This window comes from Bacillus sp. EB01, assembly GCF_000613125.1.
In the GTDB taxonomy this organism is placed as follows: Bacteria; Bacillota; Bacilli; order Bacillales; family Cytobacillaceae; genus Bacillus_D.
On record NZ_HG964497.1, the window covers coordinates 2,096,003 to 2,121,618 of the forward strand.

Below are 25,616 nucleotides of genomic sequence, written 5' to 3' on the forward strand. Positions count from 1 at the left end.
CTCCTTTAACCCAATAGCCTGATCAGGCGGTTTTCGGTGATGATTGACAAAGGTTTCGCACTGAGCGTCCCTGCCGTGTGATCATGATAAAATCGGACAAGAACAGCCTGGTCTCTCAAATCTTCCTCAGGTAAAAGCCCGAGCAAAGGCAATGTTGGCCTCTCTTCTTCAGGTTTGTCACCAAAACTCAACCTCGTACCGCAGCGGTCCTCAAGCAGCCATTCGCCTTCAGCCTGGCCGATTTTTTTGAAAGAAAGCAGTGCAACTGGCTGCTTATCTGATAGTGGCATCCTCAGGATATTCCTTATTTCCTTCAGAACCTCTGAAACGTTTTCTTTGGCATATTCTTTTATTTTTAAATAATGGGGCGTCTCTTCAAGTTTGTAATCCTCCCAGCGGACCCTTCGATTGCCCTCACCGGGATACATGTATAATTCGTTTGTGGTAAGCAGCTCCATAACCGAATTTTCTTCTTTAATGTGCTTTAGCGCTTTAAATGGGCGGTAGTTTTTTGTAAAAAACAGTTCCCCAGTATCCATATCCAGCCAAATTCCCTGGTCGACATATTCTCCTCGTGGATCATTCTTTATGGAGAAAAATGATAGCTGGGCTAGTTTGGCGTTTTGTTTTACAAGTCCATACTCCTTCAGTTCCGCTAGCTGCCAGGTGTGCCCTAGCCACTCCTCGAGCGACGACTCAGTATCGGGCAAAAGTGATTCATCCTGTAGACGTTTTTCAAGATGCTGCCGGCCTTTTTTGCACAGTGCATGCAATACGAGCAGCTTTTCAAAGGCACGCTGATAAAGCTGAACCTCGGGAAGTCCTTTTTTCCATAAAAGTGTAAAGCCTCTCAGTTCATTCTGCGCTTCCTTCAAGTAATGGTTTCCAAGCAGTTTCGCTGTTTCGTCAAGTTGCTTTAGCTTTTTTGGGTCGATCGACGAAAGCCCTGCTGTAAGGAGCTGGCTGATTTGTTTTTCTAGGATTCCAAGTCCTTCAAGCTGTGAGTGTAGCTTTTTCGAAAGAGCTGACATATTAACCTTCCGCGGCGCTTTCAGCTGCTCTTTCTTCTTCTCCTCGCGCTCCGCCGCCTTGGAGCGCTTGGTAATAATGTCTTCAGGAATGGGCGCTTCTGTAAAAGGCGCACCATTTATGTATGCATACAAAAGTGCAAGGGAATGTTTGCATGGAAATTGGCGGCTCGGGCAGCTGCAGCGGAAAACAGGCTCACCATTTATAAAATCGGCCGACGTGAAATACGGATTCTTGCCGCTGCCTTTGCATTCCCCAAAAACAAGAGTGCCGTCACTGCTAATATGCAGATTTTGGAGCTGATTTTTCCTTACCAGTCCCCAGCCATTCTTTACCGCGGCGGCATTTGGTGCAAATGAATCAACATACGCTTCCGTTAGTGCCTGCATTTCCCCACCTCTTAAAAATCGGATTCAGTCTGAAATTTCAGACATAATTATTTTACCATCATATAACCTCAGGTGGAGGAGAAAAATCGCAAAATTTAGCAGGGAGCAAGGACTGGTCAGATTGATAGATTAGTAAACGTGTGTAACATGACCTTGGCACGGGTAAACGTGTAGGAAGACTAGAAAGGGAGGAAATTTTCAATGAGTTTAAAATTAGTTAAATTCCTTTTGGGAGGAACCCTCTTATCAGCGTTGTTTAGTTTCGTGATTCTGGTCATGACAGTGGTCCATCATTTTAAAATTAAAAATCTCGTCAAGGCGACAGCGCGTACTGAATAATAGAACTGCTATTCTAATAACTGTAGAATAAGAGGAAAATAGAAAGGCAGGAAGTGCCAGTGGCAAAGATTAAGGTTGGCATCATTGGAGTGGGCGGGATTGGTGAGCGTGTACTCTCTCAATTTCAGGCCCATCCTGAAATCGAAGTAAGAGGCATTTTTGACACGAACAATAGCAGGCTTCAAGAAATTTCTGCAGGCTTTTCAATCACTGCAGCCGGGCATTACAGGGAACTGCTTGACGATCCGGCCATCAATTTGATTTATATAGCAGTTCCACCGGAATTTCACCACCAATTTGTACTCGAGGCGCTCGAGTATGGAAAAAATGTCCTATGCGAAAAACCGCTTGCAAGCACGGTTGCTGAGGCAGCTGAAATGCTTCATGCCGCTGAAGCAAAAGGCCTGCTGCACGCAGTCAACTTTCCGTCCGTTTTTGCTCCCGGTTTTATCGAACTGGAAAAACTGGTGAACCAGGGTTTCCTAGGTGCGCTGCGACGAATTGAACTTCACTGCCATTTTCAGGAATGGCCAAGATACTGGCAAAAAAACAGCTGGATTTCGTCCCGTGAACAAGGTGGGTTTGTCAGGGAAGTGTTTCCCCATTTTATCCAGATGATTCAGCAGCTGTTCGGAGATATATGTGACGTTACAGCCTCACTTGAACTCCCGAAAGACCCGGATTTGTGCGAAACTGGCATTATAGCCAGCGGACGCATGGCGAACGGAATTCCTGTTCTGCTAAATGGCCTCTCCGGTATTGGGATGAAGGAGAAACTTCGTTTTGATCTGTACGGTTCGGAAGGCACCCTTTCTCTATTGAATTGGTCAGAGCTATGGGCTTCAAGAATAAATGAACCACAAACAAAACTCGAGGTGACAGGCTCAGGCCATTCTTCCGCTTTTATGGACGAGCTTGTACAAGCATTTGAAGGAAAATCCTCCAGGCTGGTTACATTCAAGCAGGGCTATGAGGTCCAAAAAGTGCTTGATACACTGTTAAATAAAAGTTGAAGTACAAGAGAGGCTGCCCCAAAAAGTCGTCATTTAACGATCTTTTGGGACAGCCTCATATTTTTATTATAAGCTATCGAATTGAATATACTCTAACACATTCCCAAAAGGGTCTCTAAAGCTAATAAACCTTCCAGGCGGACAATCTGCAGGTGTATCTACTACGAGTTGTACTTCTTTTTCTTTTAAAAATTTTAGAGTTGCTTCTATATCTTCCGTTCTTAATGCTAACACTACTCCAGATACATTAGTATCGCGAGTATATGCCGCACCTTCACTTTCTTCGAGGACAATTGGGATTTCCTCGTGCATAAGTGTCACAATCTTTGAACCGTATTGCTTGTTTAATTGGAACCCCAGCGTATTGGTATAAAAATCGACTGCCTTTTTCAAATCGGGCACATAAATGCCTATAACACAAACTTGGCTGCTCATTCTCCCATCTCCCTATTTATGGTATTTCTACTATTTCTATAATGGCTCAGCAGTTTCCTCTTTCCTCTGAATTTTTTCTTATACGATCAAAAGCGCAAGCGCCTTCGTGACAGGCAAAGAACGCCTGTCCCTGCGATGATTATTCTAAGGAGTTTTCCTTAGTGGTCATCGCCGTACAAAATGGAGGGACTTCGACTGAGATAAAGGAATCACGAAGAGCGATAGCGTGTTTGTGCATGACTTATCGTAGAGAGGAGGCCTGAAGTTTACTAGGCGATAGGCGCTGGAGCTAGACGGAGACACGCCAAATAAAAAGGTTATCCACAATCGCGAAATCTATAGTTTCATAAAATAAAAAAAATGCTCAGGAAATTGTCCTAAGCATTATCGTATTTATTAATTTATAAGGACTTTCTCTTTTAAGGCAGCCGCTAAATCCTGCCCTATCTTTTCCTTACATTAGTGATAATAAACCCGCTTTCCGGACGTGACGGCATGCGCACAAGGCTATAGCTCAAATCCTGTTCTTCGGGGACTTCGTACTGGATTTCATTAACTAGAAAATCGACAGCCACCTTCATAACTTCCACCGTTACACCCTCACCTGGACAGCGGTGGCCCCGGGCAGGATCCCCTCCACCTTGCGGAATAAACGTATAAAGATTTCCATCCCATTCCCGGAATCGCTCAGGAAGGAAGTCTTTTGGGAATTCCCAAAGCCGGTAGTCATGATTCGTTCCATAAATATCAAGAAGAACAAGCTGCCCTTCGGTAAAATCATAATTTTTCCAAGTAAAATCTTTTCGAGCCCTTGCACCAAGGAATGGCCCAAACGGGTAGAAGCGCCGTACTTCCTGAACAAACCATTCCCGATATTGTTCACCCTGGGCAGCCAGTTTATCTTTGCACTCCGGATGGTCGTGGATCGCAAGTGCACTGTAGGCAATAAAGGTTGAAATTGCAACGATTGGTCTAAGGATATTAATTAATTCGATAGCAGCCATTTTTGCATCAAGAGATTCCCCATCAGGGTCAAGATAGGTTGCCCATTCAGACAGAGCTGAACCCTCGCGTGCCTTCAGTTCACCATCGCGGACTTTCTCAATGACGTCGGTAATCCATGCCTCGCTGCGTTCCCTAGCTCTTCTGCCTTTCCAGTGCCTGGGACCGACTGCACCAAACGCATCAACCATGGCATTAAAGTCATTTGCCCGATCCCTCGCTTCTTCATCCTTTAACGGAACACCCGCCCATTCACAAGCAACCCTGCAAAGAACTTCTGCGGACTCATCGAAAAGAATAACCTTCTCCATCCTCTCCCAACTTTTCGAGGCTTCCTTTAATCGTTTACGGGCAATCTGCCCAAGTTCCATTACCCCTTCAGGAGACAAAAGCGACATGAATAACCGTTTTCTGCTTTGATGGACTGCGCCATCCTTCGTCTGGATTGCATTCACACCAAATAGCGACTTCTGAATTCTCTTCGGCGCTGCTCCGTTTCTCTGGAAAAGTTCAGGATCATAAAAAACTTTCACTGCCTCTTCACCTGTCATGCAGACCGCCTTTTGGCCTAGGATGCGCGCCTCGAATAAATCGGCTCCATACTGCTTTACGCGGTTTTGGATAAATTCATATCCTTCCTGCATCAAAGCAAGGCTGTTATCGATACTTCTGTCTTTTGGAACTTCACTCACGTACATTCACTCCTTTTAAGGATAAACGAAATGTTTTTGCGTGTTCTCCATGACTACATAATTTCCATGACGGAACTGGTTTAAACCGGAGGCATTTTTCTGTTGCCACGATTTTTTTACGTGCCCCCGATTAAGTATTCAAGCAAGGAGGTGAAGAAACCAGTTTTTGAATTCCTGGTAAGTCACGTACGAAAAAAGACAGGGGCGTTTCCCTGCCTCAAAGCACGTTTTCTATGAATGCTAGCAAACTATTACCACTGCGGAAAACCACCCGAACCGATATATCTCTGCATGATGATTTTGCGGTGATGAAGCTCATGCCCTGCAATTATTGAAACAAGAGCGCGTACGGAAACTTTACTGCCGTTGGCCACTCCTTCACGCGTCCATACAGACGAATCCAGCGCGTTAACCAATGAAAGAGTTGCTGACCTTACTGCCAAAAAATTGCCCAGCAGATCAGAAAAAAGTATCTTGTCAAATCCAGCCTGCCTTACGTACTCGTTTTCATCGAAACCAGGCAAATCAACCATATCGCCGCGAGCAATGACCAACAGCCGGTATGACATGATCCGTTCCGTATCGGTGATGTGGCCAAGAACCTCCTTGATGCTCCATTTACCTTTCGCATAGCGGAACTCAGCTTGTCTCTCGGACAGTCCCTTTAAAAGGATTTTCGTCTCTTCTGCCTGCCGCTCCAAAATAGTAACAAGATCGCCTTGAGGAATCAAATCAATGTACGGTGCATAATAGGGATTGTACTCCCCTGGTTCAGGACGACTGACCATACTCATCCACTCCCTCCAAATCGCAAGTTTTCCTATTTTCACCTTATCACTTCTGCTAAAAAAGGAAAAGAAACCACGTATGACAAATTTCGGACTACAGTATTGTTTATCATATCTTTCTTAGTAATTCTAAATACTAGTTGACTCTATTCTTAGAAGTTATAAATTCTCACTTTTGATAGGTATAATGATTAAAAACTATCCTCTAGGGTAAAAGGCAAGGTGGGAATAATATGTATTCAGTTTTTTCTACATTTGATGTTCCGGAGGATAAGGCAGATGAAGTCATTTCCATATACAGGAACCGCTCTCGATTAGTCGACGGGGCACCTGGGTTTGTCGATTTCTTTCTATATACAAAATGACAAACGGCCTGGGGAGCTTACCGCCAATTTAAGGTGGTGGAAAATGACAACAATCTTCCTTGCTGAAGAACTTGCAACTAAAGTGACAGCGATTATTTATGAACGGGAACCAGGTTTGCTTTAACGGTATGGTGAAAAAGGGAAAGCAAAATGCTATGAAGACAATCTTCACCATTTGAATCACCTGAAAACCGCTTTTGATTTACAGGACATTGCTGTATTCCTCGTGAAACATGGCATGGAGAGCAAACATCTTATAGATAACTTCGCAATCATTCGTGATGTTTTAAAAGATTATAAGGATACAGATTCAAAACGTTTGGATTTCTATCAAACTGCTCTGAAAGCCGGAATAAATTCTATAGCATGAATACTAGACGTATAGTTGAAACGAGGTGTCTGTTTGAAGGATACAGAATTATGGACGGGAGAAACTCTTTTTGCTTTCAACTTCCATAATGACTTGTGGAAGGCTTTTTTCCGCCATCGACAACAATCTTAAATGATTCTCAGAAAATTGCAGTGATGCTGTAACCGGATTTGGAACCACAACACAATGCATACCAGCTTTGCCTGCCGCAAGTGAGCCATTCAGCGAATCTTCAAATGCGATTGCCTCAGAGGGATGAATTCCTAAATCAATGAGGGCTTGTTGGTATAGAGCCGGATCCGGCTTTACTTTTTCAACATCCTCCTTTGTTTTCATGACATCAAAATAATGGGTGATACCAAACTTTTTTAAGTATGCCATGATCCACTCCCTTCCCGAACTTGAGGCGAGGCCTATCTTTAAGCCAAGTCTTTTGGCTTCTTCCAAATAGTCACGGACACCCTCCCGTAATTCAAGGCTTCCAGCTTTTTGTTGATACAGGGCATATGTTTTACCTTCTATATCCCCTTCCACAAAGGTTACCCCTGTGGTTTTTTCAAAAAATACATGCAGTGCCTCGTCAGTAGTGCCAATCACCTTTGAAAATTGTTCTAGCGTTAATTCACATTGATAGTATCCCATTACTTCTCTGTATGCTTCAAACCATAGTGACTCAGTATCAATAATCAAGCCATCAAAGTCAAACACTATCCCCTTTATCATTCCAATCCCCCATTTGTTTTGTAACAAGATACTATACTATTTCTTTCTATTTTGTAAAAATATCCAGCTTTTTTCTGCAAAATTGCCTTTAAAACCATTTAGACATATTTTTATCATATTTTTTACATTCGGTTTTACAAAGATAAATCAACAAAAAACTAGATTTTACAAAGTCGAAATAAGTGGTAAAAACCCATATACTACAAGGGATTCCACTCTTTTACATGAGAAATCCCCTTCATTCGATCAGACATCTTGTCGAATTTTCAGAATTCTCATATTTTCTTGTAACATACTTGTAACCTCCCTGTGATGACGTTGTTAAATTAATTCAAGTATAGTAGGTTTAGCAAATAACACCAGGGGGTAAACAACTATGTTGAAGAAATTCATGGCAATTCTTCTAATGACAACGATGCTGACTACTATCCTGCCGACGATGGGCGAAGCCGCCTACTACCACACGAAAGCTATTTCTGTTGCTAAAGCCAATATTGGAGTCAAATATAGATGGGGCGGAACCACCACAAGCGGATTTGATTGTTCCGGTTTAGTAAAATATTCTTTCGGTAAAGCAGGCAAATATTTGCCTCGTACTACTGGTGAAATGTGGACTAAAGGTAAAAGAGTTTACAGCCTTCAACCAGGCGATCTGTTATTCTACAAAACTACTTCCACAAGCAAAGTTTCTCATGTTGGTATCTATCTTGGAAGCGGCAAGTTCATCCACTCCGCTTCATCCAAAGGCGTTTCAATTGCTTACCTGAGCAACTCATACTGGAAGCCGCGCTACGTAGGAGCAAAACGAATCTAATAGACTTACACTAAGAGGGCTGGACAAGCCCTCTTTTTATATTTATGAGGCTTTTTAAGCTGCGGAATGCCGGGAGACTCATGGAGAATAATTCTACTATTTACAAAGCTAAGTATAGTTATCTTATGAAGAGAAGACAAACTTATCCATTCATCCTTTCTATCAGATTAATCCCGGCTTGGGAAAGGCCGTTTAATCCATTAGACCCCTTTTATTAGATTAATCAAGGTCTGGGAAAGGCCAATTAATCCATTAAGTATTTTTTCTAATTTGATTCTATTTGGATTAATAAATGCATTAGAGCTTTCTATTTGATTGCAGATCGCCCGCGGCAGTCCTCAAGTCCGCGTTCCCCTCAAATTTCCCCGCGATGTTTATTTTCGAGATTAGCTATCTGGAACGGAGATAGAATAGGTTGTCTAAATTTAAGTAAAAAGTAATTGCAATCGATTGACTTTACTGGCAATTTACACTATTATCACTTTATCAAACTAAAACTTTATATGATTTCTCTATCAAGAGAGACGGAGGGAAAGGCCCGATGATGTCTCGGCAACAGGTCCATCAAGGATACTGTGCCAAGTCCTGCAAACAAATTGTTTGGAAGATGGGGAGTAGTGTGAAACCATACTCTCTTCTTTTGTGAAGAGATTTTTTTATTTTTGTAAGCAAACCGACTAAGTCGGTTGGTTTAATAGACTTAAAGAACCTACAGGGAGTTGGACAGCAATGAAATATGGATTTTGGCTGCCTATATTTGGCGGGTGGCTCCGCAATGCAGATAACGAGAGTATGCCCCCGACATTTGACTATGCAAAACAGGTTGTTCAGTCTGCCGAACAATGGGGATATTCAACAACTTTGATCGCCGAGCTATACTTGAACGATATAAAAGGACCGGAACAGGATGCTCTTGAAGCATGGACAACAGCTGCTGCTTTGGCAGCCGTTACCGAGAAAATTGAAATTATGACAGCAGTCCGCCCGGGTTTCCATAATCCCGCTGTAACCGCAAAAATGGCTGCCAACATCGACCAGCTCAGCAACGGCCGTTTTACCTTGAATGTCGTTTCTGCTTGGTGGGAAGAAGAAGCCCGCCAATACGGCGGTATTTTTACAGAACATGATGAACGTTACGAGCGGACAACTGAATTTATCGATGTGTTAAAGGGCCTCTGGAGTGAGGACAGCTTCTCTTATGAAGGTAAATTCTATCAACTCAAGGACACCAAGCTTTTCCCTAAACCAGTACAGCGTCCAAATCCTATTCTTTACGCCGGCGGGGAGAGCCCTAAAGGAAAACAGACAATCGTTGAAAAATGTGATGCCTATGTTATGCATGGCGGAACAGTTGAAGAAATTTCAACTAAAATCGGCGATATGAAATCCAGACGCTTGGCTGCGAGAAAAGAGGAGCTCTCCGAATTCGGAATGGCTGCATATGTGATTTGCCGGGATACCGAAGAAGAGGCATTTGCTGAGCTTGCACGGATCACGGATGTAAAAGAATCCAGCGCCTATGCAGGATTCAAAGATTTTACAAGCAAATCACAACTTGAACAGCAAATTCAGCTGCAGGATTATTCTGTCTCAAACCGCGGCTTGCGTCCAAATCTTGTCGGGACCCCGGATCAAATTGCCGAACGGATCCTTCAATACGAGGAGGCTGGACTTGGACTGCTTTTGCTGCAATTTTCCCCTCAGCTGGAGGAAATGGAACGCTTTGCTAGTCAGGTTATGCCCCTTGTTGAGGAAAAACGAAAACAATTGACTGGAGGTATTGTCCAATGAGCAAAATTTTTGTCATCCACGAAAATGAAGAATGGACAGTCCATTTAAGAAGACGCCTGGAGGAACTTGGCCTCCCGTTTGAAGAGTGGCATCTGGATGAAGGTACAGTCGATTTATTCTCTGAACCTCCTGAAGGTATTTTTTACAGCCGGATGAGTGCATCATCGCATACACGCGATCACCGATTCGCTGCCGAACTGACAGGACAAGTTCTGGCCTGGCTTGAAGCTCATGGCAGAACTGTCTTTAATGGCAGCCGTGCACTGGAGCTCGAAGTTAGCAAGGTGAAGCAGTATCTGGAGCTCGAAAAACACGGAGTCCGGACGCCGAAAACAATTGCCGCGGTTGGCAAGGCTCAAATATTAAAAGCAGCAGAGGCATTTGATGGCCAGCCATTCATTACGAAGCATAATCGTGCCGGCAAAGGGCTTGGCGTACAGCTTTTCCAAAGCGTTGAAGCGCTTCGCCAGTATGTGGAAAGCCCAGCTTTTGAAGAGCCCATCGATGGGGTTACACTAATCCAGCAATACATTCAGTCACCAGAAAGCTATATTACCCGCTGTGAATTTGTTGGCGGAAAGTTTGTTTATGCAGTCCGTGTCGATACTTCGGAAGGATTCCAGCTTTGCCCTGCTGATGCTTGCCAGATTGGAGATCTATTCTGCCCTGTTGGCGAAGAGGTTGAGGAAAAACCAAAGTTTGAAATCGTGGACGGATTCGATGAGCCTATTTTGAAAAACTATGAAAAGGTTCTGTCCGCAAACAATATCGCTGTGGCTGGAATAGAATTCATACGCAATGCGGAAGGTGAAATTTTTACTTACGATATCAATACAAACACAAATTACAACTCTGATGCCGAAGCTCGTGCGGGAAAGTATGGCATGCTGGAACTTGCAAAATTCCTTGAGGAACAACTGCATAAGTTCAAAACATTGAGTTTTTCCTAAGGTTTTGGAAGCCGTCTCTGATTGAGGCGGTTTTTCTTATTTTTGTCGGCAAGAAGTATTTAATGTGTTTTTCCCGCTGCCAAGCCTGTTAAAAACAAAAAAAGCAACTTGCATAAAGCAGTTGCTTTTTTCATAAAGATGGTTGACTAAAAATGGGCCACCTAATCTCGTTATACTTCCATGTCTCGGATAAGGTTTGCCATCTCGATGGCACTGGATGCAGCATCCCAGCCCTTATTTCCAGCTTTTGTCCCGGCACGTTCAATTGCCTGCTCAATGGAATCTACGGTAAGGACACCAAAACTTATAGGCACTCCAGTTGAAAGCGAAGTACTTGCAACCCCTTTTGCAAGTTCATTGCAGACATAATCAAAGTGAGGGGTGGATCCGCGAATGACAGCACCAAGTGTAATAACTGCATCATACTTATTTGTTTTAGCCATTCTCTGAGCAATTAATGGTATTTCAAAAGCACCAGGAACCCAGGCGATATCAACGTCCGCATCATTAACGCCATGGCGTTTAAGTGCATCCTGAGCACCACTTACTAACTTATCAGTAATAAAATCATTAAAGCGTCCCGCAACAATGCCGATTTTTAATCCTGTTCCAACTAAATTTCCTTCAAATAATCGATTCATGACAATTCCTCCGTTAATTTCTGTTATTGTTCTCCAAAATAGGATTCTGGCCATTCTTTATTTTAAGAAAATCGGCCAAATCTTTAATTGTAATCATCTTAAGCTCAAATCGTTCGGCTACCTTCATTAACTGTGGCAGCCTTGCCATTGTCCCATCCTCGTTCATAATTTCACAGATGACACCAGCCGGTTTGGCACCGCAAAGCTTTGCCAGATCGACAGCAGCTTCTGTATGGCCTGGCCTTGTTAATACACCGCCCTCTTTGGCAATCAAAGGGAAGATATGCCCGGGTCTCTTAAAATCCTCAGGCTTAGACTCTGGGTCAATTAGACTTAGGACAGTCGCAGAGCGTTCGTATGCTGATATCCCGGTTGTGGAAAATTTATGGTCAATGCTGACAGTAAAAGCAGTTCCATGCGGGTCGGTATTATCGGTTACCATTGTATGCAGATTGAGTCTCGCCGCCAATTGTTCCTCTATCGGAACACATATAAGTCCGCGGCCGTGGGTGGCCATAAAGTTAATGATTTCAGGTGTTGCCTTATCCGCTAGAGATATAAAATCCCCTTCATTTTCACGGTCCTCATCATCACAAACAATGATTGGTTTTCCTGATTGTAACTCCTTTAATGCTTCTTCTATTGAATTAAACAAAGGTGCCTCCTCCTCAAATAAAACCAGTCTCCTTTAAAAACTGTGCAGTCAGGGTCGGTGATGTACCTTTTTTTCCTTCCTGCTGGCCAGGATTCAATATGTTATAAACATATTTTCCTAACATATCACATTCTACATTCACCCTATCTCCCGGGCCTTTTTCCGATAAGATTGTTTCGGATAAGGTATGCGGAATGAGAGAGATGGTAAAGGTGCGGTCGGCCACTCCGAATACTGTCAGGCTCGTCCCATCCACTGCTACAGATCCTTTGAGGATGATAAATTGGATGACTTCAGGACTTGTTTCTATTTCAAAATAGATTGCGTTATCGAGCCTTTTTTTGTTCCTGATTATTCCAGTACCATCAATATGACCGCTGACAAAATGGCCGCCAAATCTTCCTCCCGCTGCCATCGCCCTCTCCAAGTTGACCTTTGAACCCTTATGAAGCATATGAAGGGTTGACGCCTTTACGGTCTCAGGCATGACATCAACTTTAAACCCGGCCTTTGAAAAGGCTGTTACTGTCAGGCATACTCCATTGACAGAAATACTGTCACCGAGATGGACATCCTCCAATACCTTACTAGCGGAAATCGAAAGTACAGAAGAAGAGGCCGTTGTAGTGATACTTGAAACCGTCCCTATCTCTTCAATAATCCCAGTAAACATCGCTTTACTCCTTTTTGTTCTTCCTTATAAGCATATCCATTCTCTTCACAAGTATCTTGCCGAATGTAAAAAAGCCCCAAAGATTTTCTTTGGGGCTGGAAAAAGTCATAGTTAAATAAGATATCGGAAACAAGACCTTCTGCCAGCGTAGCTAGTTGCATGGCTAATAAAAGGCAGATCTGCCTTTTTCCCGAGTATCACCAATCCTTCTCCCATCCAGACTATACTGTCGGCCCTGGAGTTTCACCAAGTCCACCGTTTGCCATTGGCAAACGGGTCACGGGCTTAGAAGCCTTAGCTTCATCACCGCCGGTAGGGAATTTCACCCTGCCCCGAAGGATAAATATGAAATTAATTCTCATTATATCTTTAACTGAGTGAAATTCAAAATAAAATGTTTCATTTCAAATATCCATTTCCTGCCGTTTGCCTCAATATTTCATTTTTCTCAGCCCGACAGCATAGAAAATGACTGAAAATCCGACTAAAGCCAGTACTGAAGTTAATATGTTCCCGGTGTGCAAACTGCCGCTGACAATTTCCCGGATGCCCGACATCATCCAGCTCTGCGGGACAAACTTGGCAATCAGCCTCATAATTTCCGGCACAACATCAAGCGGCCAGTAGATACCGCCAAGCATCGATGTACTGACTATGAGCACCGCGTTTAATGCACCTGCCTGCTGCTTCGTTTTGACAATGCCTGCTATCATTAATCCAAACCCCACGATGGTCAGGATGACGAGCGAAGCATAGAGGAAAAACCAGACAAGATTCCCCCACTGTCCGCCATATATAATTGATATTGCCGCCATCAATACACCGAGCTGAATCCAGCCCATCAGGAAATAAGAAACAACATAGCCTGCAATGATTTGTCCTTTGTTTGCGGGTGTCGTTAGCAGCCTGGGCCAGGTACCGCCTGCCCTCTCTTCAAGGATTGTAGAGGCTGCACTCGATATTCCGAACATCATGAACATAATCGTAAATCCCAGTGCAAGAACACTGACATCTGCGCTAGTCTTACCTTCCTGCTGAATCATTTCTTTTTGGACCTTTATTCCTTCATGGCCGGCAATTTCGTTCAAAAAAGCTGGCAGTGCCTCCTCCCCAATGCTTTCAGTTAACGATAGGGAACTCATTATCGTTCTCGCTGTGCCCTCAAGATATGGCTTCAACCCTGTATATTCCTGGGTTTCCCGCTGGACAACAATATCGAAAACCGGCTCCTTATCAAGGATACGCTGCTCAAGTCCCTTGGAAACAAGAACAGCCGCAATTGCTTCCAGTTCCTTAACCATAGCCTTCGCTTTTTGTTCAGATACTTCTTCCCAATTGTATTGACCATTGGCTGTCAGTAAGCTGATGGTTTGGTCGGACAACATGTCGCCGCCGCCTGCCACTGCCACGAGAGGCTTTGCCCTTTGGCTATTTGTGCCCATTCCTCCGAATATCAAACTGAACAGAAGTGGCATTACAATCATAACTACCCATCCCGAAGGTGTCCGATATAACGATTTTACATGTAAAAAGGCTATCGCCATCACTTTACGCATACTTGCCCCTCCCTTCAGCTGACAGGCGCAGCCAGCCTGCAGCAAGAAAAACAAGGCCTAAACTGAGCAACACTGCGGCGTCGAGGACTACATCCTTCGCTGCGGCACCGCCCATTAATTCAAGAAATGATTGGAGCGCTAGCGCATTCGGGAATATCCTTGTCACCATGACTACAAAATCGTGGAAGAAGTAAAGAGGCACCATGCTGCCCCCAATCGCTGCCATGATTTGCGTACCAAGGCTGCCGACAACTTCAAAGGATTTTCCTGTTTTCATAAGCGATCCGACAAACACCCCCAGGCCACAGGCACTGAATACAAAGCACACGCTAATAAGCAACACACCTAATACAGAACTTCCCCAATCAACCCCGAAAATCAATCGTGTCCCCAGGATGATAATCAATAGCTGGATGGATGCAATAACAAGCAGCCCAGCCATCTTTCCTGCCAAGTAGTGTCCATTGGTCAATTTTGTTACAAGAAGCCTTTTGTATACTTCCTGCTCTTTTTCCTGAATCATTGCCGAAACTCCGGCAACGACTGTTATTAACAGGAACATGACACCCATCCCAGCAGCATAATACTGGAACGAGCTGACTGTCTTTGCATCTTCCCCGGCAGCCCTTTCCTTTAGCAAAGCTGAGGAATCCGCTTCCACTGAATTCCAGGAAGCTACCTGTGGGTCGACTTGTGATCCAGTTTTAGCAGCAGCCTCGATAGCTAGCTTCATTCCAGCGGATTGGACTGCAGCCTGCCTTGTAAATTGCTGGACGACATTTTCAACAATGGTAGGCTGTATGCCCGCCGAAGGCATTGAGACGAGTTTAACCGCTGTTTCCTCCCCGGACAATACCGTGTTTGAAAAGTCCTTGCCTATAAACAAACCAACTGAAACCTTTTGTTCTTTCAGCAAGTCATACAATTTGTCCTCTTCCATCGTCTTGACCTCTACAAGCTCTGGCAGGCCCTTCTCAAAAACTTCCTGTGTCAATACCTTGCCAAGTTCACCTTCATCAAGATTTACAATGCCTAATGTAAATTTGTCGATGTCAGCTTCGCCTTCCCCCATCATGTTTCCAAATGCAGCACCAAGTATCCCGATTAGGATCATAGGCATCAATACAAGGGTAAGCAACGCCTTCCGGTCCCTCCCAAACAGCATAAGATCTTTGGCAGCAAGCCATAAGAAATTCATTGGAAATCCCTCCTAGTCCCGAAGGCTTCTACCTGTCAAATGCAGGAAGACGCTTTCGAGATTTGGTTCGACAATTTCAACCGATGAAATACCGGCACCCTGATCGGCAATCCCCTGAATAATTACACCCAAGACGGTTTGTGGCTCCTTGTGGAATACTGTAAGTTTTTTCCCCGATACCTGTATATCCTGCGGGGGTATTCCGCCCGCAAATTCAACTGGCTGGTCAAACTCCCCATGAATATCGAACACCATTCGCGACCGATCACCAATCGACTCTCTAAGTTCCGGTATCGTCCCTAAGGCTATCAGATTCCCATGGTCCATGATGCCAATCCGCGTGCAAAGGAACTCCACCTCCTCCATGTAATGACTCGTGTATATGACTGTCATCCCTTCTCGATTTAGCTTCCGTACCGTTTCAAGAATATGGGACCGGGATTGAGGATCAATTCCTACTGTCGGTTCGTCCATGACCAAAAGCTGCGGCCTATGGAGGATTGCTGCGCCAATATTGACTCTTCGCTTCATTCCCCCTGAAAAGGTAACCACCTTGTCCTTCGCCCTGTCGGATAATCCGATTAACTCAAGGACTTCATTCACTCGTTCCTCAAGGAGACGGCCTTTCAATCCATACATCCTGCCCCAGAAATTTAGGTTCTCCCTGGCACTCATATCCTGATATAGCGCGATATCCTGTGGCACAATCCCAATCATTCCCTGTGCTTTTTTCGGCTCTTTAACCATGTCGACTCCTGTAATGGCAATTGTTCCCGATGTCGGGGGAAACAAGCCTGTCATCATGTTGATTGTCGTAGACTTGCCTGCCCCGTTTGGCCCAAGCAACCCGAACGATTCACCCTTCAAAACCGAGAACGAGACCCTCTTTACAGCTTCAAACTCCTTGAACGTCTTCCTCAAATCAGAGACCGCCAATAGTTCCATAGTCCCACCTCTTCCTTATTACATGCCACCTTTACTATATCAATTTTCCCAATAATTTGAATTGTTTTAAGAAATAAATTTACAAAAAGTGAACAAAATTAAAACAACTGCACATGTTTGTGTGCAGTTGTTCCTAGTCACTTAGTTTTCGGTTTCTTTCTCTAATATACGGCCAAGTTCAGACCAGTCTAAAATCCTCGGTAATTCCAGGTGCTTGTTATACGACTGATCCTTGATGTAAACCTTTAGCCCTTCCTCTTTCAGCAGCGTGTTAAGCACATCCGGCTTGTCGTCAAAATAATAATCAAGCTTCATATCCCGGATGATATCGACCTTTTCCGTATCCCGCATCCCATAAAAAAATCGGCTGTCTTCGACCGGAAATCCATTCTCCTTCATCCATTCAATCGTTCGTTCCCGGTGGCCCTCCGGTCTTGAAGTTATGTAATAGATTTCGTGCCCTTGCTCCGCGAGCTTATTCAATGCTTCAACAGCGCCAGGATAAGCAGGGCAGGTCGTAAAATAAATCTCCTCGAGCGAGGATAGCCATGCCTGCCTTCCTTCTTCGTCTGTCATGCCAAACGGCTCGTGGATTTCAACCCGGTTCAGTTTATGGAATTCTTCAATAGGCACCTGCTTATTGAATTTTTTATTGTAAATTCCAAAAGCATGTTCCCTGAGGTTGATCAATGTATCATCAATATCAAAGCCAAATTTCATTCACTTTCCACCACCCTGATAAACCGGATAGCCAACAAATTTGAAATCCTTTCCGACTTGGGTAATGCTGGTATCGGTCAGCTCAATCGCATCTTTCATCTTATCAATTCCTGTCCCCTCGAGGAACGTAGGTGCGTTCTTACCGCCAATCAGTTTAGGAGCCACATAAAGGACAGCCTTGTCGATTAATTTTTGTTCAAGAAAACTGCCATTCACAGTTCCTCCGCCTTCAATTAGGACAGATGATACAAGTTTTTCGCCCAGAATCGTAACAACATCCAGAATGTCGACCCGTTTTTCACCGCTTGTCTGGAAAATTTCAATTCCCTTTTTAGCAAGTGTTTCTGCTTTTTCTTTATCAAAATCACGGCTTGTAAAAATCCATGTTGGCGCAAGCCCGTCGTTTACCACTTTGGATTCAAGCGGCAGCTTAAGAGCTGAATCAAGGATGACACGGATTGGATTGCGGCCATTCGGAATCCGCGCAGTAAGCTCAGGATCATCCTTAATAACTGTGTTGGCACCGACAAGAATCGCCATATTTTCACTGCGGAGATGGTGGACATCGTGCCTTGCTTCCTCAGAAGTAATCCATTTGCTATCGGATGAATGGCTGGCTATTTTCCCATCAAGAGTGATTCCTGCCTTCAAGGTCACAAATGGCTTCTTCTCAACAATGAATTTATTGAACACTTCATTCATCCTCCGCGACTCTTCCTCGCGGATGCCGATGATCACTTCAATGCCCGCATCCTTTAAGATCCTGACTCCATTGCCTGAAACAACCGGGTTCGGATCAAGTGCCGCTATGACGACCTTTTTTAGCCCCGCCTGAACTATCGCTTCCGCACATGGGCCAGTTCGGCCATGATGGGAACATGGTTCAAGGGTCACATAAATCGTCCCGCCCTTTGCCTTGTCCCCGGCCATCCTTAGTCCGTGGATTTCCGCATGCGGTTCGCCAGCCTTAAGGTGGGTTCCCACCCCGACAATTCGGTTGTCATTGACAATGACAGAACCAACTAGCGGATTGGGATCTGTTTGTCCCTTCATAGCACGCGCATTTTGGAGCGCCAAATCCATATAAAATTCATGATTAGTCATTTGAGACTTCCCCTTGTTCATCTTCCTTCAAATGCCCGGACCGATTGATTTTGGTTTGCAGATATTTCTCGTTATATTCGGAAACATCTCCCCAAAGCGGCTTTCGTCCACTAACTGGCAAACCAGATTTCTTCAAAGCTTCCAGCTTCCGCGGGTTATTGGTCATCAGGGTCACTGGCTTGGAACGCAGTGCCTTCAATACGGAAATCGCATCATCATAATTTCGCGCATCATCAACAAACCCGAGCTTTTCATTTGCCTCAACAGTATCATAGCCTTTTTCCTGAAGAATGTAGGCCATGGCTTTGCTGAATAGACCAATTCCGCGGCCTTCATGGTTTGCCAGGTAAAACAGCGCCCCAGTTCCGTGCTCGACAATCATTTTCATGGATTGTTTTAGTTGGAACCCGCAATCACAGCGCTTGCTGCCGAAAATATCTCCGGTATGGCAGATCGAATGCATCCGCATAATTGCATCGTCACCATACTGGAAGTCCCCATAAACAAGCACACTGGATTGCTGTAATTCGGCAAGATTTACAGCTGAAAGCTTATCAATGATCCGCTGGAAGTCCTCCGTTATTTCATCACAATTGAGCCAGCAATACCACTGGAATACAACAGTTTCCCCATAAAGATTGACTGGAAGCCTGATAGGACCCACCAAATAAATCGCGCCTTTACCAGTCTTTATCAATTGAATTTTATCCTGCAGAGCCGCGAGAGCTTCTGATTGTAATTTAGCCTGTGTCACATTAAATTCCTCCTTGGGAGTAGTTTTCTATAAGAATGGTAATTTTATCCCGCGATAACAGGCAGAAAATCGCCATCTCAATATTCTAATTTTACATTAAAAAAGTAGGATCAGATTTGCTGTCCGTAAAAGTTCGATTGGTGGAAATAAGGTTTTTCTTGGAGCCTCATCCCGACTAACAACAGCGGAATTAGGATAATTAAATTATCTTATTATGATTACTATCATACGTTACAATCTTTTTTAATGAAATACAACTTTGAAGTACTCAATTCGGCAAGCTTGCAACCTTATAATTATAGCTTAAATTACTCACGCTTTCACCTATGGAATAAAGGTTAAATTCAATCCCTACTGTACTTCTTCTACATCGGCTTTTAGTATTTTTTTGTTAACGGTGAAGTCGTTCTTTGACTTCAGCTGAAGGACCGAAGCGGCTCGAGCTGTAACAATGATAGCTTTTCCAAAGCCATGATTGTTACAATATACTCAGGATGCTTAGTCAAGAAGAAAACTAGCTAGGAACCGCAGCTAGACAGGCTCCCAGGCCGCCCCTGGAAAGCGAAGAACCTCGCGACAGGCCAAATGCGCCTGTCTTTGGCGTTTTTAATTCTTAGGAGCTTCCCATTGTGCAGCGGAAATCAACAACGTTGTTTAACATGGCCTTATTAAAAGTCTCTTTTACACAAAAAAGCCTGCATTAAGCGGGCTCTTCTGTGAAAATTATGTTTTGGACGGCATTAATTGCTTGTTTTGTTCCTGGTAATTCCTTGTTGCCCATAAGGATGCAAGCAAGATGAGCTCAAACCCATTAACCGCTGCCTTGCTTTCGACTGGAATTGGAATAGCACTCCCGGCTCCCATTATAATGACTCCAATCGCCATCCATTTCCAGCCTTGCTTTTTCCAGACTGCAAGTGAAGAAACTAGCAAAACCAGCGATACACCAATGACCATGAGAGGTGGACCAGATTTATTAGCCGGTTCATAGCTTAGTACCCCAAATTCTGAAACAGGCTTAAGTTTTATCCCGATTGTCTCGGATGCCAGTTCCCACACTATTAAAATCAAGGTAATAGCCAGAGCTATCAAAAATGCCCTCTTTGGCTTGGCCCATTTTACATCAGTACGCTCCGAAGCTTTCCAGGCGAATAATACGAGTATGGGTGTAAAAAGAGCATGGATCCAGTACCTCATTTGATTTAAATTCTCCAAAGCGCTTCCTTCACCAATCCAACTCCCCGCTGCCAAAACTGCATTGTCATAAATCAGCCCGGCTGTTACTAAAAAGAGAGTGTTTTCTGATGCTAGCCAACTCCTAGATTTATTCATTTTCAAGCCCCACAAAAACAGGGCTATATAACACATACAGTATAAAAGATAAAAAAATGGGTCCAAGGTTAATGTCCTCCGGTTCAGTTTGGCACCAAGGATAAACTTCCCTTAACGCCCTTTTCCGAAACGGAAACATTGCTCTACATTTTAAGTGATAAGGTTTTTTACCAAAAACATAGCCCAAAGCAATGTCTTATCATTGATGACTAGAGTCCTCAATCCAGTATACTGAAGAAAACAAATATAAGGAGGTTGTTCAATGTCAAAAATTTGGTCAGAATCATTGCCTGTGGTGCAATTCAGAATAGCACGTCCTACTGATCAATTGGATAAGGTAGTCGCGTTTTATCAAGACGGCATTGGATTAAAGGTTATTGGTTCTTTTAAACAACATGATGGCTACGATGGAGTTATGCTCGGGCTGCCTGACGCGAATTATCACCTTGAATTTACTCAGCATGAAAAAGGGAGCCCATGCCCGCCCCCTACCGAAGATAATCTGCTAGTCTTTTATATTCCAGACAAAGCTGCGCGGGATGAGATCGCAGCCCGGCTAAACGAAATGGGTTATCCAGCAGTTGAACCTGAGAATCCTTATTGGAAAAATGCCGGTGTAACGATTGCCGACCCAGATGGCTGGCGAATCGTTTTGCAAAACACCCAAGGGTTGTAGGAGTAATGTGAACATTAATGAGGATGACTATAAGGCAACTAACTATAAATTTAGTTGTAGTGCGATTGCTGCCTGCAAAATAACCAATACGTAAAGGCATCAGATTTCTTCTGATGCCTTAGTTCTTATAGACGGGCAACAGGCGGACCGCTTTTACCAGTGAATTTTTTCAGAGAAATTATTGTAAAAGTTGAAAAAACAACTATTGACCAAATCAAGGATAGTTTTGGATTTATATTTGTAGTCACCAATAGCGAAGGGATATTCCCATATACCGTATTGTCCATCGTGAGGAACCAGCCAAGAAACATATTATTTGCAGCATGGGCACCAATCGCCAGTTCGGCACTGTTCGTCCGGGCCGTGATATAGCACCATAGTACCCCTGAAAGGAGATAATCCGTCCCTACGAAGATAGCCGAGTAGTCCATTTCCGGATTTGAAAAATGCAGAGCTCCAAAAATACCGCCTGCAATAATTGCCAAGACGATGGGGTTGGAGACGCTGCGGCCAATCCACTGTACTAAATATCCCCTAAAAAAAACCTCTTCTGTAGTTGTTTGTATCGGTGTTAAAAAAAGCACAAGCACAAATAGCAGGATAAAATCCGTAACTTCAAAGGTATTAAACGAATAATTACCCGGACTAATTAGGAAATCCGCCACAGTCGTTCCTGCTAGCAAACAGAAAAAGACGGCAAACCCCCAAAACACTCTCTTCCAATTTATTTTCCTATTCGGAGTGATAAGGCTGCTAAATCCTCTTTTATGAATGAGCTTGATTGATACTAAAATTCCAATCAACCAAAAGACAAAAATCAGATGCGATAAGGCAAACTCATAAAGAGGGTCAGCATTTACCCAAATCATTTCAAACTCATCATAGTATGTGCCTGGCTGACCTGAAACGAGTATAGACATGGCCCAATCATACACCCCAGAGCCAATGAACATGAAGAACATAATCAGGAAAAAGGATGCCACAAACCTTTTCCAATTGTTATTGCCAGCTCTTACTTTAATGAAGCTTTTCTCCAGATTCGCCGCCTCCCCCTCTTTGCTCGCCCACGGTTGTACTATTATTTTCTACTTTATTCATGCAAACTTTAATCATGCTCCAAGCAGGAATTTTAATAAAAAACAAAGAAATAGATAATCATAACCAGCAGGGTAAAATGAGAAACTTATTTACCGGCACATGCGATGGTTTAAATTTCCATGTATCTGAGAGGAAACTAAACAAAAGATATTGATTGTTGGTTTTGACAGAAGTATCCTTGCTTCTTATAGAAACTCACTTCTAAATTCGTCTTTCTTCAGATAATTTCGAAATATTTACATTAACTTAATCATGGCTTAGCATTTTTTGGATATACTGTTACTAAAGGATACGATGTTTGCCACTTTCCACGGCCCGCAACTTATCTTACCTGAATGGAGGAAGAACCATGAATCTACTCTTAAATTCATTGTCCGTTTCCTTTATGCTGGCAGCCTTTGTCCAAATTTTCTACCACTCCTTCTTTCGTGTTAAGAATGAGGAGTAAGCTGTTTAATATGATTAATGGATGTTAAAGGTCAAACCCTGCAGTATCACGTCCCCATCCCATAAATGTATAACGCCACGGATTCAACCAGGCCATAGCTGAGAGTCCGGATCCTCTGGAAACGTACCACAATAACTCCTAATTGAATTGGAATATAGCTGCTTATACTCATCAAACTTATCGCCGTTGACACCTATGAATTTAGCCATTCTCTAATCTTAATTTCCTCACAGGCCATCACGTTGTCGTGGTGGTTTTTTTATTCATTTTATAAATTAGCTATGCGTAAAAATGGCTCATTCTCCATATACCTTTTGTTCCTTTATCCAACGCCAATTTGTACAGACAACCCTCAAGAGACATTCTTCAGCAAAATCCATGCCATTTCCCAAAAATTCTTAGTTTTTCTCTTAAAAATATACCAAATAGGTTTTGTACATTATATAATAGGAAAAAGTTCTCATTATGAGAACAAAATAACTAGTTATCTTACCAGCAATGACTAGATGATTAATGAATCTCAGCAAATAACTAGTAACCCCAATAGTCATAAGTCCAAAGGAGGAACTAGCACCTTTATGAATTTCCCTGAAAAGTCAAGTAAGGAATCACCATTGAATTCTAGTTTCACCATGTTGGACAAGGATTTTCAAGAAATATTTGGAGAACTAACAAATGCAGTTTTTATCTTGGATAGATTTGGGCGTGTTTTAACATTTAATAAAGCAGCAACGAATCTGTTTGGTTTCCAAACGACTGATATGGAGGTAGCTACTCTCTTTCTTGACAACAATCATGAAAGGAACGAACTACATAGAAAAATAGTTTTAGAAAGTAAAGCCCAGCATTATACGGCAACAATCAGGCATAAAAAAGGATATTTACTTGCAGTAGGCATTACTTGCATCCCTCTGTTTGACGAAAGAAACAAAGTGGTTAAGGTGTGCGCTATTGTTCTAGATTCAACTGAAAGTAAAAATAACCCAGAGGATCCCTCCAGTGTTGGGATAATTCAAGATAAGTCCAAATTGAAAACAGTAGAGAATAGGTTATTTAATAGTACCCCAAGTATTCATTATATATATGATAATCTCGACGCTGCCATATGGTCTTTTGATATAGGTGAAGAAAGAATTAGTTTTATTTCGAAAGGCATCAAGGCCATCACAGGCTACAGCCCGGGTGAAATAAAGTCGATTTCATGGGAGTCCCTTGTTCACCCCGAAGATTTGGATTACTTCAAAAGCTTGCAGCCTAATTTAATAAAAGGTCTGAAACATAACCATCAATACAGGATCATTCATAAGTCTGGCGAAGTCCGTTGGATTGACGGCCATACAATCCCTATTTTGGCCCCAAATGGAACACTTGTCCGAATAGATGGAATCATGTCTGATATTACAAAACAGAAACTATATGAAAAACAAATTTTATATCATGCCCATTATGATCAATTAACAGGCCTGCCTAATCGAAAAAAATTAGAAGAAAAAGTACAGTCCCTATGTGAGACCTCTATTGCCCAGAAAAAAGCAGGCCAAGAGCTATTCTCAATTTTATTTGTGGATTTGGACCGTTTTCAAAATATCATTGATACTCTGGGCCAAACGATTGCTGAAAAGCTGTTAATTCAATTTTCGGAAAGGGTATCAAGGTTAAGCAATCGTTCTTCCCTTCTAGCGAGGCTCGACTCAGATGAATTTGCATTTGCCCTTTGGGATATAGAAAGCGCTCATGATGCGATAGGTCTAGCGAAAAACATTATCAATTCTACAACGAGTTCTGCTTTTTCAGTTGATGGATTTGATTTGCATATCACAGCCAGTATCGGGATCAGCATGTATCCGTTTGACGGGAGTGATTCAGATACATTGATAAAGAAAGCATCTGCTGCAATGTACCGAGCAAAAGAAAAAGGGAAAAATGATTTTCATCTTTATACGCCTTCGTTAAATATTGGTAACTACAAAGAGTTTATTATCGAAAGTGATTTACGGAATGCCATTAAAACGGAAGAGTTATTTTTACACTTCCAGCCAAGAATAGATACGAAAACAGGAAGGATACTCAGTGCTGAAGCACTAATCCGCTGGGATCATCCTAAGTGGGGGATGATTTCACCTGGAGAATTTATTCCTATTGCTGAGGAGACTGACCTTGTTTTGCAAATAGGAGATTTCGTCATTAAAAGGGTATGTGCCTTTTTAAGGGATTGGAAAGCAAATGGATTGCCGGTAGTCCCTATTTCTATCAATGTATCATCAAAACGGTTCCTTAAGGCTGATTGGGTTAACAAATTAGAGCAAATTTTAGCTGACCATCAAATACCCAGCCATCTTATTGAGCTTGAAATTACGGAATCTGCAATAATTAAACATAAAGAAGCGGTAGACAGTGCTATCAAATCGTTAAAAAAACTTGGTATCCGGGTAGCTCTAGACGATTTCGGGACAGGCTATTCATCCTTAACATATTTAAAACAATTTCAAGTCGATACATTAAAAATTGATAAGTCTTTCATCGATAATGTTACGAAGTCTCCTCAGGATCAGCTTATAACCAAGGCTATGATTTCTCTTGCACAAGGCATGAATATGAATGTGGTCGCTGAAGGGGTTGAAACGCCTGAACAATTAGATTTTCTGAAAGGCTTGGAGTGTAATGAAATTCAAGGTTATTTGTTTAGTCGGCCTGTTGCAATCCGTGACTTTGAGAATTTATTGAAGAAGCAATACCTTGAGCCCGAAAAAACTTTTTCCTCTCCTTCTTCCACTTCGGAGAGAAGAGTACATAAAAGAATCCAGTTTTCTCCACCTAAATCTGCAGTGCTTTCACTTATTTCAGTCGGGGGAAAACCAGTCCAGGTTGGAGGTTCACATGTAGATGTTATGGACATTGGATTAGGAGGGTTGAAGTTTGTTACAGGCATGAACCTGCCACTCCGGAAGGATCATATCTTTCAATTCGACTTTGAAATTTCGAACAGACCCATTACCTTAACTGGAACAATTGCATGGAAACAAGAGGTTAAAGATAAATTTCATTATGGGATAAGCTTTGTACATCAATCTCAGGAGAAAGTATTAAACGATTTACTAGAAAGCTAGTAATTTATT

The 25,616-nt window shown here is 42.9% G+C and carries 22 protein-coding genes, 2 pseudogenes and 2 riboswitches; of the genes and pseudogenes, 8 read left to right on the forward strand and 16 right to left on the reverse strand.

Annotated elements, in window-relative coordinates; all coding sequences use genetic code 11:
* Positions 1–5: 5 nt before the first annotated feature.
* On the reverse strand, positions 6–1,418 hold the full coding sequence (locus tag TY16_RS09415) for an SWIM zinc finger family protein (protein ID WP_043931624.1): 1,413 nt from the start codon (positions 1,416–1,418) through the stop codon (positions 6–8).
* Positions 1,419–1,619: 201 nt separating this feature from the next.
* Here TY16_RS09415 and TY16_RS26135 point away from each other — a divergent pair, with 201 nt between their 5' ends.
* Together TY16_RS26135 and TY16_RS09420 are read left to right on the forward strand one after the other, a co-directional pair.
* On the forward strand, positions 1,620–1,757 hold the full coding sequence (locus tag TY16_RS26135) for a hypothetical protein (protein WP_155922198.1): 138 nt from the start codon (positions 1,620–1,622) through the stop codon (positions 1,755–1,757).
* Positions 1,758–1,816: 59 nt separating this feature from the next.
* Complete coding sequence (locus TY16_RS09420; protein WP_052342663.1) at positions 1,817–2,770, forward strand: Gfo/Idh/MocA family protein; 954 nt, start codon at positions 1,817–1,819, stop codon at positions 2,768–2,770.
* 66 nt (positions 2,771–2,836) lie between these two features.
* Here TY16_RS09420 and TY16_RS09425 read toward each other — a convergent pair whose 3' ends face one another.
* From TY16_RS09425 to TY16_RS09435, 3 genes are all read right to left on the reverse strand, one after another.
* Positions 2,837–3,205, reverse strand: a complete 369-nt coding sequence (locus TY16_RS09425) for a VOC family protein (protein WP_043931626.1) — start codon at positions 3,203–3,205, stop codon at positions 2,837–2,839.
* A 443-nt stretch (positions 3,206–3,648) separates the two neighbouring features.
* Positions 3,649–4,851: a cytochrome P450 gene (locus tag TY16_RS09430; RefSeq protein ID WP_442853250.1), complete on the reverse strand. Its 1,203-nt coding sequence runs from the start codon at positions 4,849–4,851 to the stop codon at positions 3,649–3,651.
* 299 nt (positions 4,852–5,150) lie between these two features.
* Positions 5,151–5,687, reverse strand: a complete 537-nt coding sequence (locus tag TY16_RS09435; protein WP_043934625.1) for a DinB family protein — start codon at positions 5,685–5,687, stop codon at positions 5,151–5,153.
* A 233-nt stretch (positions 5,688–5,920) separates the two neighbouring features.
* Here TY16_RS09435 and TY16_RS09440 point away from each other — a divergent pair.
* Positions 5,921–6,083: pseudogene (locus TY16_RS09440) on the forward strand (antibiotic biosynthesis monooxygenase family protein); the annotation flags it as partial.
* A 387-nt stretch (positions 6,084–6,470) separates the two neighbouring features.
* On the opposite strand, the gene TY16_RS09450 reads toward TY16_RS09440, so the two are convergent.
* The gene (locus TY16_RS09450; protein ID WP_043934626.1) at positions 6,471–7,142 is read right to left on the reverse strand and encodes an HAD family hydrolase; all 672 of its coding nucleotides are present in this window, start codon (positions 7,140–7,142) and stop codon (positions 6,471–6,473) included.
* 379 nt (positions 7,143–7,521) lie between these two features.
* Between TY16_RS09450 and TY16_RS09455 the strand changes: the two genes are divergently transcribed.
* From TY16_RS09455 to TY16_RS09465, 3 genes are all read left to right on the forward strand, one after another.
* Positions 7,522–7,959, forward strand: a complete 438-nt coding sequence (locus tag TY16_RS09455) for a C40 family peptidase (RefSeq protein ID WP_052342665.1) — start codon at positions 7,522–7,524, stop codon at positions 7,957–7,959.
* A 509-nt stretch (positions 7,960–8,468) separates the two neighbouring features.
* Positions 8,469–8,573, forward strand: a riboswitch (SAM riboswitch).
* 115 nt (positions 8,574–8,688) lie between these two features.
* Positions 8,689–9,750, forward strand: coding sequence for an LLM class flavin-dependent oxidoreductase (locus tag TY16_RS09460; protein WP_043931629.1), 1,062 nt, complete (start codon positions 8,689–8,691; stop codon positions 9,748–9,750).
* Positions 9,747–10,700, forward strand: a complete 954-nt coding sequence (locus tag TY16_RS09465; RefSeq protein WP_043931631.1) for an ATP-grasp domain-containing protein — start codon at positions 9,747–9,749, stop codon at positions 10,698–10,700. The genes TY16_RS09460 and TY16_RS09465 overlap by 4 nt, the downstream gene beginning before the upstream one ends.
* Before the next feature lie 170 nt (positions 10,701–10,870).
* Here the strand turns inward: TY16_RS09465 and ribH are convergent, their stop codons facing one another.
* The 10 genes and pseudogenes from ribH to TY16_RS09515 form a co-directional block, all read right to left on the reverse strand.
* A complete protein-coding gene (ribH, locus tag TY16_RS09470; RefSeq protein ID WP_043931632.1) occupies positions 10,871–11,341 on the reverse strand; it encodes a 6,7-dimethyl-8-ribityllumazine synthase in 471 nt (156 codons plus the stop codon).
* Between the two features lie 76 nt (positions 11,342–11,417).
* Positions 11,418–11,996, reverse strand: a pseudogene (ribB, locus tag TY16_RS09475) (3,4-dihydroxy-2-butanone-4-phosphate synthase); the annotation flags it as partial.
* A gap of 13 nt (positions 11,997–12,009) precedes the next feature.
* Positions 12,010–12,669 carry a riboflavin synthase gene (gene ribE / locus TY16_RS09480; RefSeq protein WP_043931633.1) on the reverse strand — a complete coding sequence of 220 codons (660 nt, stop codon included), beginning with the start codon at positions 12,667–12,669 and terminating at the stop codon, positions 12,010–12,012.
* 200 nt (positions 12,670–12,869) lie between these two features.
* Positions 12,870–13,013: riboswitch (FMN riboswitch) on the reverse strand.
* A gap of 87 nt (positions 13,014–13,100) precedes the next feature.
* Positions 13,101–14,225 carry an ABC transporter permease gene (locus TY16_RS09485; RefSeq protein WP_043931634.1) on the reverse strand — a complete coding sequence of 375 codons (1,125 nt, stop codon included), beginning with the start codon at positions 14,223–14,225 and terminating at the stop codon, positions 13,101–13,103.
* Positions 14,218–15,423: an ABC transporter permease gene (locus TY16_RS09490; RefSeq protein ID WP_043931636.1), complete on the reverse strand. Its 1,206-nt coding sequence runs from the start codon at positions 15,421–15,423 to the stop codon at positions 14,218–14,220. The genes TY16_RS09485 and TY16_RS09490 overlap by 8 nt, the downstream gene beginning before the upstream one ends.
* A 12-nt stretch (positions 15,424–15,435) precedes the next feature.
* Positions 15,436–16,368, reverse strand: coding sequence for an ABC transporter ATP-binding protein (locus TY16_RS09495; protein WP_043931637.1), 933 nt, complete (start codon positions 16,366–16,368; stop codon positions 15,436–15,438).
* Positions 16,369–16,509: 141 nt separating this feature from the next.
* A complete protein-coding gene (locus tag TY16_RS09500; protein ID WP_043931638.1) occupies positions 16,510–17,088 on the reverse strand; it encodes a 5' nucleotidase, NT5C type in 579 nt (192 codons plus the stop codon).
* Complete coding sequence (gene ribD, locus TY16_RS09505) at positions 17,089–18,192, reverse strand: bifunctional diaminohydroxyphosphoribosylaminopyrimidine deaminase/5-amino-6-(5-phosphoribosylamino)uracil reductase RibD (protein ID WP_043931640.1); 1,104 nt, start codon at positions 18,190–18,192, stop codon at positions 17,089–17,091.
* Positions 18,185–18,946: a GTP cyclohydrolase II gene (locus TY16_RS09510; protein WP_043931641.1), complete on the reverse strand. Its 762-nt coding sequence runs from the start codon at positions 18,944–18,946 to the stop codon at positions 18,185–18,187. The genes ribD and TY16_RS09510 overlap by 8 nt, the downstream gene beginning before the upstream one ends.
* Positions 18,947–19,669: 723 nt before the next feature.
* Entirely contained in the window at positions 19,670–20,278 is a 609-nt protein-coding gene (locus TY16_RS09515; RefSeq protein ID WP_081772944.1) for a hypothetical protein, read from the reverse strand.
* Positions 20,279–20,540: 262 nt separating this feature from the next.
* Between TY16_RS09515 and TY16_RS09520 the strand changes: the two genes are divergently transcribed.
* The gene (locus tag TY16_RS09520; RefSeq protein ID WP_043931643.1) at positions 20,541–20,954 is read left to right on the forward strand and encodes a VOC family protein; all 414 of its coding nucleotides are present in this window, start codon (positions 20,541–20,543) and stop codon (positions 20,952–20,954) included.
* A gap of 125 nt (positions 20,955–21,079) precedes the next feature.
* Here TY16_RS09520 and TY16_RS09525 read toward each other — a convergent pair whose 3' ends face one another.
* On the reverse strand, positions 21,080–21,937 hold the full coding sequence (locus TY16_RS09525) for a CPBP family intramembrane glutamic endopeptidase (protein ID WP_052342666.1): 858 nt from the start codon (positions 21,935–21,937) through the stop codon (positions 21,080–21,082).
* Between the two features lie 1,141 nt (positions 21,938–23,078).
* Between TY16_RS09525 and TY16_RS25170 the strand changes: the two genes are divergently transcribed.
* Positions 23,079–25,607 (forward strand): EAL domain-containing protein, encoded by a 2,529-nt coding sequence (locus TY16_RS25170; RefSeq protein WP_052342667.1) that lies wholly within the window; start codon positions 23,079–23,081, stop codon positions 25,605–25,607.
* Positions 25,608–25,616: the final 9 nt, after the last annotated feature.